At 59.0% G+C, this 14,933-nt stretch carries 11 protein-coding genes; 1 reads left to right on the top strand and 10 read right to left on the bottom strand.

The window, feature by feature from the left end; genetic code table 11:
• Positions 1 to 10: 10 nt before the first annotated feature.
• The 9 genes from cydA to sdhC form a co-directional block, all read right to left on the bottom strand.
• Positions 11 to 1,582 carry a cytochrome ubiquinol oxidase subunit I gene (cydA, locus tag B2J69_RS03060; protein WP_081136269.1) on the bottom strand — a complete coding sequence of 524 codons (1,572 nt, stop codon included), beginning with the start codon at positions 1,580 to 1,582 and terminating at the stop codon, positions 11 to 13.
• A 586-nt stretch (positions 1,583 to 2,168) separates the two neighbouring features.
• Positions 2,169 to 3,044: a succinate--CoA ligase subunit alpha gene (sucD, locus tag B2J69_RS03065; RefSeq protein WP_033751698.1), complete on the bottom strand. Its 876-nt coding sequence runs from the start codon at positions 3,042 to 3,044 to the stop codon at positions 2,169 to 2,171.
• A complete protein-coding gene (gene sucC, locus B2J69_RS03070) occupies positions 3,044 to 4,210 on the bottom strand; it encodes an ADP-forming succinate--CoA ligase subunit beta (RefSeq protein WP_033751700.1) in 1,167 nt (388 codons plus the stop codon). The genes sucD and sucC overlap by 1 nt, the downstream gene beginning before the upstream one ends.
• A 72-nt stretch (positions 4,211 to 4,282) precedes the next feature.
• Positions 4,283 to 5,503 carry a 2-oxoglutarate dehydrogenase complex dihydrolipoyllysine-residue succinyltransferase gene (odhB, locus tag B2J69_RS03075; RefSeq protein ID WP_081136271.1) on the bottom strand — a complete coding sequence of 407 codons (1,221 nt, stop codon included), beginning with the start codon at positions 5,501 to 5,503 and terminating at the stop codon, positions 4,283 to 4,285.
• Positions 5,504 to 5,519: 16 nt separating this feature from the next.
• Positions 5,520 to 8,327, bottom strand: a complete 2,808-nt coding sequence (gene sucA / locus B2J69_RS03080) for a 2-oxoglutarate dehydrogenase E1 component (protein WP_081136274.1) — start codon at positions 8,325 to 8,327, stop codon at positions 5,520 to 5,522.
• A gap of 203 nt (positions 8,328 to 8,530) precedes the next feature.
• Positions 8,531 to 9,247, bottom strand: a complete 717-nt coding sequence (locus tag B2J69_RS03085) for a succinate dehydrogenase iron-sulfur subunit (protein ID WP_081136277.1) — start codon at positions 9,245 to 9,247, stop codon at positions 8,531 to 8,533.
• Between the two features lie 14 nt (positions 9,248 to 9,261).
• Positions 9,262 to 11,028, bottom strand: a complete 1,767-nt coding sequence (gene sdhA, locus B2J69_RS03090) for a succinate dehydrogenase flavoprotein subunit (RefSeq protein ID WP_081136280.1) — start codon at positions 11,026 to 11,028, stop codon at positions 9,262 to 9,264.
• Positions 11,029 to 11,376 carry a succinate dehydrogenase membrane anchor subunit gene (gene sdhD, locus B2J69_RS03095; RefSeq protein WP_081136283.1) on the bottom strand — a complete coding sequence of 116 codons (348 nt, stop codon included), beginning with the start codon at positions 11,374 to 11,376 and terminating at the stop codon, positions 11,029 to 11,031. It abuts the gene before it with no gap.
• Positions 11,370 to 11,759, bottom strand: a complete 390-nt coding sequence (sdhC, locus tag B2J69_RS03100; RefSeq protein ID WP_081136285.1) for a succinate dehydrogenase cytochrome b556 subunit — start codon at positions 11,757 to 11,759, stop codon at positions 11,370 to 11,372. Before sdhC ends, sdhD begins: the two co-directional genes overlap by 7 nt.
• A 633-nt stretch (positions 11,760 to 12,392) precedes the next feature.
• On the opposite strand from sdhC, the gene B2J69_RS03105 reads away from it, so the two are divergent.
• Positions 12,393 to 13,676: a citrate synthase gene (locus B2J69_RS03105; protein ID WP_081136288.1), complete on the top strand. Its 1,284-nt coding sequence runs from the start codon at positions 12,393 to 12,395 to the stop codon at positions 13,674 to 13,676.
• 465 nt (positions 13,677 to 14,141) lie between these two features.
• Here the strand turns inward: B2J69_RS03105 and nei are convergent, their stop codons facing one another.
• Positions 14,142 to 14,930 (bottom strand): endonuclease VIII, encoded by a 789-nt coding sequence (gene nei, locus B2J69_RS03110; protein WP_081136291.1) that lies wholly within the window; start codon positions 14,928 to 14,930, stop codon positions 14,142 to 14,144.
• Positions 14,931 to 14,933 lie beyond the last annotated feature (3 nt).

Below are 14,933 nucleotides of genomic sequence, written 5' to 3' on the forward strand. Positions count from 1 at the left end.
GTTGCTCTCCTTAACCGCGTGCCGGCTCAGCCGCTGCCGCGACCTGCTCATGGTGATAGCGTCCGGTTTTCAGGCTGCTGGGGCCAAGACGCGCGAACTTAAACATCAGATACATTTCCGCCACAAGGAACAGCGTGTAGAGACCGCAGATCAGCAGCATGGAAAAGAGCAGATCGCCCACGGTCAGCGAGGAGTTGGCCACCGAGGTCGGCAGCACTTCGCCGATCGCCCAGGGCTGACGGCCATACTCGGCGACGAACCAGCCCGCCTCGACGGCAATCCACGGCAGCGGTATGCCGTAGAGCGCCGCTTTCAGCAGCCAGCGATGTTTGCCGACGCGGTTGCGGATAACGCTCCAGAAGGAGAAGGTAATGATGCCCAGCAGCAGCACACCTGCCAGCACCATAATGCGGAAGGCGAAGTAGAGCGGCGCCACGCGCGGAATTGAGTCTTTCACCGCCTGCTGGATCTGCGCCTCGGTGGCGTCCGCCACGTTCGGCGTGTAGCGTTTCAGCAGCAGGCCGTAACCCAGATCCTGCTTGCTCTGGTTGAAGGCTTCGCGCACCGCGGGATCCGCGCTGCCGCTGCGCAGCTGGTTCAGCAGCGTATAGGCCTTCATGCCGTTGCGGATGCGCACCTCATGCTGCGCCATCAAATCTTTCAGGCCGGTGACCGGCGTATCGATGGATCGCGTGGCGATCAGCCCCAGCAGACCGGGGATCTGCACCGCGTCGGCGTTCTCCTGGTTCTCCTGATCCGGCAGGCCAAACAGCGTAAAGGCGGCCGGCGCGGGCTGGGTCTCCCATTCGGCTTCGATGGCGGCCAGCTTGGTTTTCTGCACGTCGCCCATCTCGTAGCCCGACTCGTCGCCGAGCACAATTACCGACAGCACCGCGGCCATGCCGAAGCTGGCGGCGATGGCGAACGAGCGTTTCGCGAAGGCGATGTCGCGCCCTTTCAGCAGATACCAGGCGCTGATGCCGAGAATAAACATCGCACCGGTGGTGTAGCCCGCCGCGACGGTGTGCACGAACTTCACCTGCGCCACCGGATTAAGCACCAGCTCGGAGAAGCTCAGCATCTCCATGCGCATGGTTTCGTAGTTGAACTCGGAGGCGATAGGGTTCTGCATCCAGCCGTTCGCCACCAGGATCCAGAGCGCGGAGAGGTTGGAGCCGAGCGCCACCAGCCAGGTGACCGCCAGATGCTGCCGTTTGCCCAGGCGATCCCAGCCGAAGAAAAACAGCCCGACAAAGGTGGATTCGAGGAAGAACGCCATCAGCCCTTCAATGGCGAGCGGCGCACCGAAGATGTCGCCGACGTAGTGAGAGTAGTAAGACCAGTTGGTGCCGAACTGAAACTCCATGGTCAGCCCGGTGGCGACGCCCAGCGCAAAGTTAATGCCGAACAGCTTGCCCCAGAATTTGGTCATATCTTTATAGATCTGTTTGCCGCTCAGGACGTAGACCGTCTCCATGATCGCCAGCAAAAACGCCATACCGAGCGTTAGCGGGACAAACAGAAAATGGTACATCGCCGTTAAGGCAAACTGTAAACGCGACAGCTCGACGATATCAAACATTAATGACTCCTTGCTCCTCGCATGAATTTGCTCTGCGAATAACAACGGCAAACAACAGGATGTGATGCGCAGAGTAAGATTCAGGAACGACTGATTATTGATTCCAGTTTTTGTTACCGACGGATCATCTTCCTCCGCGGCCCGACGTGAGCGAGTAACAGTGGTGAAAATTCCCCGAAAGCGATCAGTTCAGTGCGTTCAGGCAGGCGAGAGAGAAGCGCCGCTGGCAGGGGTTATATAGCCGCCTGGCACAATCTCCTGGATGTTTTTGGAAACGACTGAATTGATGCAGCGCAATTTAAACCGGTTGGCTTAGGCTTTGCCAGCGGTAAAGTTTGTTAAATGTCGAAGTTTATTGATCTGAATTAACGCTTTTATTCGCCAGATATGTAGCCTAAAGAATATTGTTAATTAGTTGTCAAAGTCAGTTTGCTTAATTAAGAAAACAGTTACCTTCCCCTTATATTCTTTAACCTTCATAAGTAAAAGAGAGCATAAAAATAGCGGCGCCTGCACGCCGCTTTTTGCTTTGTGACAGGCAAAAAAAAGCCACCTCGAAAGGTGGCTGATGGCGTGTGAAACGCGCTTATTTAGCTGGCAGCACCGCTTTTACCGCGTCGCCGATATCCGCCAGGCTGCGAACGGTTTTCACGCCGGCCGCTTCCAGCGCCGCGAACTTCTCGTCCGCCGTGCCTTTACCGCCTGCGATGATGGCGCCTGCGTGGCCCATACGCTTGCCTTTCGGCGCGGTAACGCCCGCGATATAGCCGACAACCGGTTTGGTAACGTGCTCTTTAATGAACGCCGCCGCCTCTTCTTCCGCGCTGCCGCCGATTTCGCCGATCATCACGATCGCTTCGGTCTGCGGGTCATCCTGGAACATTTTCAGGATGTCGATAAAGTTAGAGCCTGGGATCGGGTCGCCGCCAATGCCGACACAGGTGGACTGGCCGTAGCCGATGTCCGTGGTCTGCTTTACCGCTTCATAGGTCAGGGTGCCGGAACGCGACACGATGCCGACGCGGCCTGGCTGGTGAATGTGGCCCGGCATGATGCCGATTTTGCATTCGCCTGGGGTGATCACGCCCGGACAGTTCGGTCCGATCATGCGCACGCCCGCTTCGTCCAGCTTCACCTTGATGGTCAGCATATCCAGCGTCGGGATGCCTTCGGTGATGGTGATGATCAGCTTGATGCCCGCGTCGATCGCTTCCAGGATGCCGTCTTTGCAGAACGGCGCCGGAACGTAGATCACGGTCGCCGTCGCGCCGGTCGCTTCTACCGCTTCACGCACGGTGTTGAACACCGGCAGGCCAAGGTGCGTGGTGCCGCCTTTGCCCGGCGTCACGCCACCGACCAGCTGGGTGCCGTATGCCAGCGCCTGCTCAGAGTGGAAGGTACCCTGACCGCCAGTGAACCCCTGGCAAATCACTTTAGTGTTTTTGTCGATCAGAATTGACATTATTTCCCCTCCGCAGCCGCAACAACGCGCTGTGCCGCGTCGGTCAGGCTGGTTGCTGCAATGATATTCAGTCCGCTGTCCGCCAGTTTCTGTGCGCCCAGCTCAGCGTTGTTTCCTTCCAGACGCACCACCACCGGCACGTTGACGCCCACTTCAGCCACCGCGCCGATGATGCCGTCGGCAATCAGGTCGCAGCGCACGATGCCGCCGAAGATGTTGACGAATACCGCTTTCACCGCGTCGTCGGAGAGGATGATTTTAAAGGCTTCGGTCACGCGCTCTTTGGTGGCGCCGCCGCCGACGTCGAGGAAGTTAGCCGGCTGGCCGCCGTGGTGCTTAACGATGTCCATGGTGCCCATCGCCAGGCCTGCGCCGTTAACCATACAGCCGATGTTGCCTTCCAGCGCCACGTAGTTCAGTTCCCACTGTGTCGCGTGCGCTTCGCGCGGGTCTTCCTGGCTCGGATCGCGCATTTCGCGCAGCTCCGGCTGACGGAACAGCGCGTTGCCGTCCACGCCCAGCTTGCCGTCGAGGCAGACCAGATCGCCCTGTTTGGTGATCACCAGCGGGTTGATCTCAACCAGCGCCAGGTCGCGCTCCAGGAACAGCGTCGCCAGACCCATAAAGATCTTGGTGAACTGGCTAACCTGTTTGCCGGTCAGGCCGAGTTTAAACGCCAGCTCGCGGCCCTGGTAAGGCTGCGGGCCGGTCAGCGGATCGAGCGCCATTTTGTGGATCAGGTGCGGGGTCTCTTCCGCCACTTTCTCAATCTCAACGCCGCCTTCGGTCGAGGCCATAAAGACCACGCGACGGGTTGCGCGATCGACAACCGCGCCCAGATAGAGTTCCTGATCGATATCGGTCGCCGCTTCCACCAGGATCTGGTTGACCGGCTGGCCGTCGGCGTCAGTTTGATAGGTCACCAGACGTTTGCCCAGCCAGTGCTCAGCGAAAGCGCGGATCTCTTCCTTGCTGTTCACCACTTTCACGCCGCCCGCTTTACCGCGTCCACCGGCATGAACCTGACATTTCACTACCCACGGACCGGCGCCAATTTTAGAGGCCGCTTCTTCCGCTTCGCGTGGCGTCGTGCAGGCGTAGCCGGTCGGAGCCGGCATACCATACCGTGCAAACAGCTGTTTCGCCTGGTATTCGTGTAAGTTCATGATGTTCTATCCATTCAGGTCTGAAAAGAGTAATTAGGTTGGGCGCGCCTTGCGCGGCGCGCCCGGTGAAAATCAGACGTCCAGCAGCAGACGCGCCGGATCTTCCAGCAGCTCTTTCACCGCCACCAGATAGCTGACCGATTCGCGGCCGTCGATCAGGCGGTGATCGTAGGAGAGCGCCAGATACATCATCGGCAGCACCACCACCTGACCATTTACCGCCATCGGACGATCCTTGATGGCGTGCATGCCCAGGATAGCGCTCTGCGGCGGGTTGATGATCGGCGTCGACATCAGCGAGCCGAAGACGCCGCCGTTGGTGATGGTGAAGTTGCCGCCGGTCAGCTCGTCGACCGTCAGCTTGCCGTCGCGGCCTTTCACCGCCAGCTCTTTGATTTTCTTCTCGATGTCCGCCATGCTCAGCGCGTCGACATCTTTCAGCACCGGGGTCACCAGGCCGCGCGGCGTGGAGACGGCGATGCTGACGTCGAAGTAGTTGTGGTAAACCACATCTTCGCCGTCGATAGAGGCGTTCACTTCCGGGAAACGCTTCAGCGCTTCAACCACCGCTTTCAGGTAGAAAGACATAAAGCCCAGACGCACGCCGTGACGCTTCTCGAAGGCGTCGCCGTACTGCTTGCGCAGATCCATGATCGGCTTCATGTTCACTTCGTTGAAGGTGGTCAGCATCGCGGTGCTGTTCTTCGCTTCCAGCAGACGCTCCGCCACGCGCTTGCGCAGACGGGTCATCGGCACGCGTTTTTCGCTGCGGTTAGCGACGGCCTGCTGCGGCGCCGCTTCAGCGGCGGCCGGCGCGGCTTTCGCGGCGGCAGGTTTGTTCGCCAGATGTTTTTCCACATCTTCGCGCGTGATACGGCCGCCGACGCCGCTGCCTTTAATCTGCGACGCGTCCAGATCGTGCTCGGCGATCAGGCGACGGATGGCCGGGCTCAGCGCATCGTTGCTCTCTTCTTCCAGCGAGGCGGTCTGGCGCTGCGCCGGGGTCGACTCTTTGCTGTCTGCTTTGGCGCTGGTCTCTTTACCGGCGCTGTTGCCCTCTTTCAGGCGGCCCAGAATCTGGCGTGAGGTGACGGTCGCGCCTTCCTCTTCCAGCACGGCTTCCAGCACGCCGTCAGCCTGGGCTGGCACTTCCAGCACCACTTTGTCGGTTTCGATCTCTACCAGCACTTCGTCGCGGCTTACCGCATCGCCTGGTTTTTTGTGCCAGGTTGCCACGGTGGCATCGGCAACGGATTCAGGCAGGTCGGGAACGAGAATATCTACGCTACTCATTATCTTTCCTTTTAAATTAACCAAGGTTCAGCGCGTCATTAACCAGGTCTTGCTGCTGTTGTTGATGTACGGACATATAGCCCACAGCCGGTGAAGCGGAAGCCGGACGGCCCGCATAGCGCAGCGAGGCGCCAAACGGAACCACTTCGCGGAAGTGATGCTGGCTACAATACCATGCGCCCTGATTCAGCGGCTCTTCCTGACACCAGACGAAATCCTGCACATGGGCATAATCTTTTAACGCGTCCTGCACCGCTTTGTGCGGGAACGGATAGAGCTGTTCGATGCGCACGATAGCGACATCGGTCTGCTCGTTTTTGCGGCGCTGTTCCAGCAGATCGTAGTAGACCTTGCCAGAGCAGAGCACCACGCGTTTCACCTGCTGCGGATCGAGCGCGTCAACTTCGCCAATGGCCGGCTGGAAGCTGCCGTTGGCCAGCTCGTCGAGCGAGGAGATCGCCAGCGGATGACGCAGCAGCGATTTCGGCGACATGACGATCAGCGGACGACGCATCCCGCGCAGCGCCTGACGACGCAGCATGTGGTAAACCTGCGCCGGCGTGGAAGGCACGCACACCTGCATATTCTGCTCGGCGCAGAGCTGCAGATAGCGCTCCAGACGCGCCGAAGAGTGTTCCGGGCCCTGGCCTTCGTAGCCGTGCGGCAGCAGCATCACCAGGCCACACATGCGGCCCCATTTCTGCTCGCCGGAGCTGATGAACTGGTCGATCACCACCTGCGCGCCGTTGGCGAAGTCGCCAAACTGCGCTTCCCAGATGGTCAGGGTGCGCGGCTCGGCGGTGGCGTAGCCATATTCGAACGCCAGCACCGCCTCTTCCGACAGCACGGAGTCCCACACCTTGAACTGACCCTGACCGTTGTGGATATGGTGCAGCGGCGTGTAGGTCGAGCCGTTGGCCTGGTTATGGATCACCGCATGACGATGGAAGAAGGTGCCGCGGCCGGAGTCTTCGCCAGAGAGACGCACCGGAATGCCCTCATCCACCAGCGTGGCGTAGGCCAGGTTTTCCGCGCCGCCCCAGTCGAACGGCTTGTTGCCTTCGGCCATCTCTTTGCGGTCGTTGTAGATTTTCGCCACGCGCGCCTGAACCTCGACCGCTTCCGGGATCTGGCTGATACGGCGCGCCAGCTCCTGCAGACGTTTCGGCTCGACGGTCGCCGGATAGCTCTCATCCCACTCGTGGTTGAGGTAAGGCGACCAGGTAAAGGAGTGCAGGCTCATCGGACGCCACTCCGGCACCACGCATTCGCCCGCGTCCAGCGCGTCGCGATAGAGGTTGACCATTTCAGTGGCGTCTTCCGCGCCGGCGGAGCCTTCTGCCGCCAGACGATCGGCATAGAGCTTACGCGGCGTCGGATGTTTTTTAATTTTCTGGTACATCAGCGGCTGGGTCGCGCTTGGCTCGTCGGCTTCGTTGTGGCCGTGACGACGGTAGCAAACCAGGTCGATAAAGACGTCGCGCTTGAAGGTGTTGCGATAGTCGAGTGCGAGGCGCGTGACAAAGGCCACCGCTTCCGGATCGTCCGCGTTGACGTGGAAAATCGGCGCCAGCACCATTTTGCCGATATCGGTGCAGTATGGCGTGGAGCGCGCGTCACGCGGGTTAGAGGTGGTGAAGCCCACCTGGTTGTTGATCACGATGCGCACCGTGCCGCCAACTTCGTAGCCGCGCGCCTGCGACATGTTCAGGGTTTCCTGCACCACGCCCTGGCCGATAACCGCGGCGTCGCCGTGGATGGTGATCGGCAGAACCTGGTTGCTGCCCGGCGAATCGAGGCGATCGAGACGCGCGCGCACCGAGCCCATCACCACCGGGCTGACGATCTCCAGATGCGACGGGTTGAACGCCAGCGCCAGGTGCACCAGGCCGCCTTCGGTTTCGACGTCAGACGAGAAGCCCATGTGGTACTTCACGTCGCCGGTGCCGAGGTGATCTTTATGCTTGCCGGCGAACTCGTCGAAGAGATCCTGCGGCTTTTTGCCCAGCACGTTGATCAGCACGTTCAAGCGACCGCGGTGCGCCATACCCAGCACCACTTCGCGCGTGCCGCTCTTGCCGGCGTGACGGATCATTTCGCGCAGCATCGGGATCAGCGCGTCGCCGCCCTCAAGCGAGAAGCGTTTCGCGCCGGGGAATTTCGCGCCGAGGTATTTTTCCAGCCCCTCTGCCGCGGTCAGCTCTTTCAGGAAACCTTTTTTCTCTTCGCTGCTGAACGCTGCGCGGCCCGCCACCGATTCCAGACGCTGCTGGATCCAGCGCTTCTCTTCGGTGTTGTTGATGTGCATGTACTCTGCACCAATGGAGCCGCAATAGGTCTGCTGCAGCGCGTCATAGAGGTCAGCCAGCTTCATGGTCTCTTTGCCGATGGCGAAAGAGCCTACGTTAAAGCTTTCCTGAAAATCGGCGTCGGTCAGATCGTGAAAGGCGGGGTCGAGATCGGCGACGCGATCCTGCTTCCACAGGCCAAGCGGGTCGAGATTCGCATGCTGATGGCCGCGGAAACGAAAGGCGTTAATCAGCTGCAGGACTTTAACCTGCTTAGAATTGGCGGCCGGATCGGAGACGGTGGAGGTGTAACGAGATGCATCTTTTGCCAGGCGACGGAAGTATTCGCGCGTGGTGGAGTGAAACTGTTCCGGTTTCACGCCGGTGCCCGGCAGCTGTTGGAACATCGTGCGCCACACTGCATCGACAGAGTCCGGATCGGTCAGGAAATCCTCATAGAGTTGCTCTATGTAAGACTGGTTCGCGCCGGCCAGCCAGGAGGAGTCCAGCCAGGGCTTCATCGCGCTGTTCTGCATTGTGATCCCTTAAGCATTACTATGCTTTTTTGAGGTTTCATTTGTTGCCGCTTTCGCGGTTTGCCGTAGTGAGTTCAGCGATACGAGCCTGTGCGCTCACACGCGCCCTGCCCGTAAGGGAACCTTGCTAAGCGTGGCGCTGCCGCGCTTAGCAAGGCTTCCGTAAAACGCCGGGAACCTGAGGTTCCCGGACGGATACTGTTTTACGCACCCCGTTGCAGTAGCATCGACTTGATGTGGCCGATGGCGCGCGTCGGGTTGAGTCCTTTCGGACAGACGCTCACACAGTTCATGATGCTGTGACAGCGGAAAACGCTGAAAGCGTCGCTCAGGTTGTCGAGACGCGCCTCAGTTTCGGTGTCGCGGCTGTCGATCAGGAAGCGATAGGCGGCCAGCAGACCCGCCGGACCGACGAACTTGTCCGGGTTCCACCAGAAAGACGGGCACGAGGTGGAGCAGCAGGCGCAGAGAATGCACTCATACAGACCATCCAGATGCTCGCGCTCGGCAGGCGACTGCAGATGCTCGCGCGCCGGCGGATTCTCTCCGTTATTCAACAGGTAAGGCTTAATCTTCTCATACTGCGCGTAGAATTGCCCCATATCCACGACCAGGTCGCGCACCACCGGCAGGCCCGGCAGCGGACGGATAACGATCTTCTTCGTGCCGTTGCCCAGCGCGGAGACCGGCGTGATACACGCCAGACCATTTTTACCGTTCATATTGAGGCCGTCGGAGCCGCACACGCCTTCACGGCAGGAGCGACGAAACGCCAGCGTCGGATCTTTCTCTTTCAGACGGATGAGCGCGTCCAGCAGCATCATGTCGCGGCCGTCTTCAGATTCCAGCGTGTAATCCTGCATGCGCGGCGCGGCGTCGACGTCAGGATTGTAGCGATAAATAGAAAACTCGAGTCTCATGATCGTCTCCGCAATTAGTAGGTACGCACTTTCGGCGGGAAGGCCGCGCGCAGTTTCGGCTGCATGTTCACCTCACGGCGCGTCATGCTCTCGGTTTCGGGGACGTAGAGACTGTGGCACAACCAGTTTTCATCATCGCGATCCGGGAAGTCGAATCGACTGTGCGCGCCGCGGCTTTCGGTGCGGAAGTTTGCCGCGACCGCCGTGGCGTAAGCCGTTTCCATCAGGTTATCCAGCTCCAGGCACTCAATACGCTGGGTATTGAAGTCCGGTGAACGGTCATCCAGACGGGCTGATTTCAGACGCTCACGAATCTGTTTCAGCTCGGCCAGACCCTGCTTCATCGCATCGCCTTCGCGGAATACTGAGAAGTTGTTCTGCATGCAGCGCTGCAGCGCTTTACGAATTTCCACCGGGTCTTCGCCGGTGGTGTTGTTTTCCCAGCGGTTGAAGCGCGCCATGGCGGCGTCGATCTCTTCCAGCGTGGCGTCGCGCAGCGGGCCCTGCTGTTCGATGCACTCCATCAGATGCACGCCGGCCGCGCGGCCGAACACCACCAGGTCGAGCAGCGAGTTGCCGCCGAGACGGTTGGCGCCGTGCACCGATACGCAGGCGATTTCGCCGACGGCGAACAGGCCAGGGATCACTTCATCTTCGCCCTGCGCGTTAACGCGCAGCGCCTGACCGGTCACTTTGGTCGGAATGCCGCCCATCATGTAGTGGCAGGTCGGGATAACCGGAATCGGCTCTTTAACCGGATCGGCGTGCGCAAAGGTGCGCGACAGCTCAAGGATGCCCGGCAGGCGCGACTCCAGCACCTCCGCGCCAAGATGGTCGAGCTTCAGCTTGATGTGCGGGCCCCACGGGCCGTCACAGCCGCGGCCTTCGCGAATTTCGATCATCATCGAGCGCGCCACGACGTCACGGCCCGCCAGATCTTTAGCGTTCGGGGCGTAACGCTCCATAAAGCGCTCGCCATGTTTGTTCAGCAGGTAGCCACCTTCGCCGCGGCAGCCTTCGGTCACCAGCACGCCCGCGCCGGCGATGCCGGTCGGGTGGAACTGCCACATCTCCATGTCCTGCACCGGCACGCCTGCGCGCAGCGCCATGCCCACGCCGTCACCGGTGTTGATGTGCGCGTTGGTGGTGGACTGGTAGATACGGCCTGCGCCGCCGGTGGCCAGAATGGTCGCTTTGGCTTTGAAGTAGACGGTTTCGCCGGTTTCAATGCAGATAGCGGTGCAGCCGACGATGGCGCCGTCCTGGTTTTTCACCAGATCGAGCGCGTACCATTCGGAGAAGATGGTGGTTTTGTTCTTCAGGTTCTGCTGATAGAGCGTGTGCAGCAGCGCGTGGCCGGTACGGTCCGCCGCCGCCGCGGTGCGTGCCGCCTGCTCGCCGCCGAAGTTTTTCGACTGGCCGCCAAACGGGCGCTGATAGACGCGGCCATCCTCCAGACGGGAGAACGGCAGCCCCATATGCTCCAGCTCCAGAATCGCTTCCGGGCCGGTTTTACACATATATTCAATCGCGTCCTGGTCGCCGATATAGTCGGAACCTTTGACGGTGTCGTACATGTGCCATTCCCAGTTGTCTTCATGGGTGTTGCCGAGCGCGACGGTGATACCGCCCTGCGCGGACACGGTGTGGGAACGGGTCGGGAAAACTTTTGATAACAGGGCGCAGGTCTGGCCCGACTGGGAGATTTGCAGTGCGGCGCGCATACCTGCGCCGCCTGCGCCGATCACTACGGCATCAAATTCTCTGACTGGCAAATTCATTTACACACCCCACACCACAACAGTTCCATAGATTGCATACGACAGCAGCGCGACCACGATCGCCATCTGCAGGATCAGGCGGACGGCCAGATGCTTGACGTAATCGGTCAGCACCTGCCACATTCCGATCCAGCCGTGGATCAGAATCGAGAACAGCGTTAGCAGGGTGAAGACTTTGGTGAACGACGAGGCGAAGAAGCCGCGCCAGACATCATAGGTCAGCGTATCGGTCAGGGCGATGAAGCCGACAATGTAAAGGATGTAGAGCGTGATGAGGATTGCCGACGCGCGCAGCAGCAGCCAGTCCTGAATGCCGCTACGGCCCAACGCGGATGCATTGCTTACCATACGAGAACTCCAGCCAAAATTGAAAGCACGACAGTAATGCCAAAGGAGACCCAGGCGGATTGACGGCCGATAGCCAGCGTCTCAGCAAGGTATCCAAAATCCATCAGCATATGACGGATGCCACCCACGGTGTGGAATGCCAGCGCCGTGAGAATGCCCCACAGAATAAACTTCACAAAGAAGCTATCCATTATGGCGGCAGCATGCTGAAAACCTTCCGGGGAAGAGAGAGATGTGCCCAGCAACCAGAGCAGGATACCGAGAGCCACAAAGGTAATGACGCCGGAAACGCGGTGGAGAATGGACGATATTGCAGTAACGGGAAACCGGATCGTCGAGAGATCCAAGTTGACAGGTCTTTGTTTTTTCACGGTTTTGCCCACACAGCTCTTTTTTATTTTGCTTCCTCCGGTCCCTGAGGCGGAGTCGAATCACAGGTGTGTTCAGACTTTAACCGTCACCAAATCAGCAACATCCAGTGTTAATTGACGCGGTAGAAACGCTGGGTGGCTCCTGGTGTCAGGGGGTTTCCGGAGACCTGGCGGCAGTATAGGACGATCACATTCTTATTACAATTACCCTACAATCTCTTTGGGTACATTTGGGTGAAACAGTGATCCGACTCACGAATTTCACATTTAATACAAATTTAATTATCTGATTTGACAAAAGTTCAACAATTCAGTTACAAACTAGGGCATCAAATCCCAGTGATGCACAAAAGTTATGGGGATACACTTTCCCCTAAGCACAAGTTATGTAACATTCTGATTGTGAGCACCCTAAAACAACAGGTTGTTGATTACCAGGAAGTTATGTCCAGACCGGATCTTTAACAACCGCGATATGCAGATTTTCATGACTGCCTCGTTCCCTGCTGGGACACGCCTCTCACTCTGTACCCTGCACCCGCGTTGTTACCGCAGAGTGTTATTGTGAAGTTAATGGCGACCGCAACATGACCGCTTTTCAGGTGTCTAAGATCCATACTTACATAAGGCGCTATGGAGACGAAAATGACAGATAAAAAAGTGACGCTAACCCTACAAGATGACACGGCTCTTGAGCTGGATGTGCTGAAAGGCACGCTTGGGCAGGATGTGGTTGATGTCCGCGCCCTGGGCTCCAGTGGCCTTTTCACCTTCGATCCGGGTTTCACCTCTACAGCGTCCTGCGAATCCAAAATCACCTTTATCGACGGCGATGAAGGCATTCTGCTGCATCGCGGTTTTCCTATCGACCAGTTAGCGACCCACTCTAACTATCTGGAAGTATGCTATATCCTGCTGAACGGCGAAGCGCCAACGCAGCAGCAGTTTGAAGAATTCCGCGAGACCGTGACCCGCCACACCATGATCCACGAGCAGATTACCCGTCTGTTCCACGGCTTCCGTCGCGACTCGCACCCGATGGCGGTGATGTGCGGCGTGACCGGCGCGCTGGCGGCGTTCTACCACGATTCGCTGGATGTGAATAATGAGCGTCACCGTGAAATCGCCGCGTTTCGTCTGCTGTCGAAGATGCCGACCATGGCGGCGATGTGTTACAAATATTCTATCGGCCAGCCTTTCGTTTATCCGCGCAACGATCTCTCCTACGCCGGCAATTTCCTGCATATGATGTTCGCCACCCCGTGCGAAGAGTACAAGGTGAACCCGGTGCTGGAGCGCGCAATGGACCGTATTCTGATCCTGCACGCCGACCATGAGCAGAACGCCTCGACCTCTACTGTGCGCACCGCGGGCTCGTCCGGCGCTAACCCGTTCGCCTGTATCGCCGCGGGCATCGCCTCGCTGTGGGGACCGGCGCACGGCGGCGCGAACGAAGCGACCCTGCGTATGCTGGAAGAGATCAGCACCGTTGAGCATATTCCGGAATTTGTGCGTCGCGCGAAAGACAAAAACGACTCTTTCCGCCTGATGGGCTTTGGTCACCGCGTCTACAAGAACTACGACCCGCGCGCCACCGTGATGCGTGAGACCTGCCATGAAGTGCTGAACGAGCTGGGCATGAAGGATGACCTGCTGGAAGTGGCGATGGAGCTGGAGCACATTGCGCTGAACGACCCCTACTTTATCGAGCGCAAACTCTACCCGAACGTCGATTTCTACTCCGGCATTATTCTGAAAGCGATGGGGATTCCGTCATCGATGTTCACCGTGATTTTCGCCATGGCGCGCACCGTCGGCTGGATCGCCCACTGGAAAGAGATGCATGACGAAGGCATGAAAATTGCGCGTCCGCGTCAGCTTTACACCGGCTATACCGAGCGTGAGTTTAACTCTGCGCTGAAGAAATAACCGCAGCGGACTCTGCTTCAGGCCGCATAAAAGCCTGAAGAGCGGGTAACATGGCCCGAAGAGCAAAGCGTCCCACGCCAGGGATGGCGTGGGCCGAGCGCGCAGGGATGCGTAAAGCGACTTTGCGATCGGGCTATGTTACTCGCGTTGGCTCGATATATCAGACTATGAGCGGAGAGAAATCTCCGCTTTTTTATGGTGGTGAGATTCCATTGTCTGGAGGAAAGGTGCCGGTCGCGGGTAACCGGACCCGATCGCAAAGACGCAAAAAACGGCATCCCTGCCAGCTCGGCGCGCACGATTACGCGCCTCATCCCTGAGGTGCGCCCGTCACCGGGCCAACGCGTTGCGTTGTTCAAAAACGCTCCCGGCGTTTTTGTCCCTGGCGTGGGACGCTTTGCTCCTCGGGTCCGGTTACCCACTCCTCAAGCTTTTAAGTCGTCTGTAGCAATAGACCGTGCCCTTTTAGTGCTGGCAACCCGGACACCAGTAAAACGGCCGCGACGACAGGGTTCCTTTCTGAATAATCTCGCCGCAGCGGCGGCACTTTTTGCCCTGCCGGTGAAACACCTCAAAGCGAAACGCCGCGCCGTGATGGTACTTCTTCATGGTGCCGCGCATCCGGTAAGAGTGACGCGGTATCGCCAGCAGCGCCTCGCTAAGCACGTCAAGCTGCGCATCCGTTAAATCCTGCGCGCGATGCTGCGCCAGCAGGCCCGCCTGCCAGAGGATCTCCACGCGCAGATAGTTGCCCAGCCCCGCCAGAAACGCCTGATCGAGCAGCAGCCCGCTGAACTGACGACGGCGAAAGCGTGGCGACAGCAGCCGCTCGCGCACCGTCGCCACGTCAAGCTGCGCGTCGAGCACATCGGGGCCGACGCGATTGAGAAACGGGTGCGCCGCCAGCGACTCGGCGTTGAGCAGCTCAATATCCGAGGCGCTATAGAGCAAAATGGCGCGATCGGCGACCGCCAGCCGCACCCGCAGCTGGCGTTTGGTTTCCGGCACCGTGCCGCTCTCCACCACGCGCCAGACGCCGTACAGCTGATTATGGCTGTAGAGCGTCAGACCGTTGGAAAAGTGCGTCAGCAGCGCTTTGCCGCGCGTCTCGATGGCGTTGACCTGCTCGCCCAGCAGCGCAGGCTCGTAGGTTTTTAGTTCGGGAAAGGCAAACCAGACGTCCGTCAACGGCTTGCCGACAATGGCTTCTTCAAGCTGATCCGCCGCGCGGCGGATCTCCGGTCCTTCAGGCATGCT

The organism is Pantoea latae, assembly GCF_002077695.1.
GTDB lineage: Bacteria > Pseudomonadota > Gammaproteobacteria > Enterobacterales > Enterobacteriaceae > Pantoea > Pantoea latae.

What these genes read in the sequence shown, in the direction of transcription:
- B2J69_RS03105 (WP_081136288.1), top strand. Translation starts at nt 12,393, where the DNA reads ATGACAGATAAAAAAGTGACGCTAACCCTACAAGATGACACGGCTCTT.
- cydA (WP_081136269.1), bottom strand. Translation starts at nt 1,582, where the DNA reads ATGTTTGATATCGTCGAGCTGTCGCGTTTACAGTTTGCCTTAACGGCG.
- sdhA (WP_081136280.1), bottom strand. Translation starts at nt 11,028, where the DNA reads ATGAATTTGCCAGTCAGAGAATTTGATGCCGTAGTGATCGGCGCAGGC.
- sucA (WP_081136274.1), bottom strand. Translation starts at nt 8,327, where the DNA reads ATGCAGAACAGCGCGATGAAGCCCTGGCTGGACTCCTCCTGGCTGGCC.
- odhB (WP_081136271.1), bottom strand. Translation starts at nt 5,503, where the DNA reads ATGAGTAGCGTAGATATTCTCGTTCCCGACCTGCCTGAATCCGTTGCC.
- sucD (WP_033751698.1), bottom strand. Translation starts at nt 3,044, where the DNA reads ATGTCAATTCTGATCGACAAAAACACTAAAGTGATTTGCCAGGGGTTC.
- nei (WP_081136291.1), bottom strand. Translation starts at nt 14,930, where the DNA reads ATGCCTGAAGGACCGGAGATCCGCCGCGCGGCGGATCAGCTTGAAGAA.
- sucC (WP_033751700.1), bottom strand. Translation starts at nt 4,210, where the DNA reads ATGAACTTACACGAATACCAGGCGAAACAGCTGTTTGCACGGTATGGT.
- sdhD (WP_081136283.1), bottom strand. Translation starts at nt 11,376, where the DNA reads ATGGTAAGCAATGCATCCGCGTTGGGCCGTAGCGGCATTCAGGACTGG.
- B2J69_RS03085 (WP_081136277.1), bottom strand. Translation starts at nt 9,247, where the DNA reads ATGAGACTCGAGTTTTCTATTTATCGCTACAATCCTGACGTCGACGCC.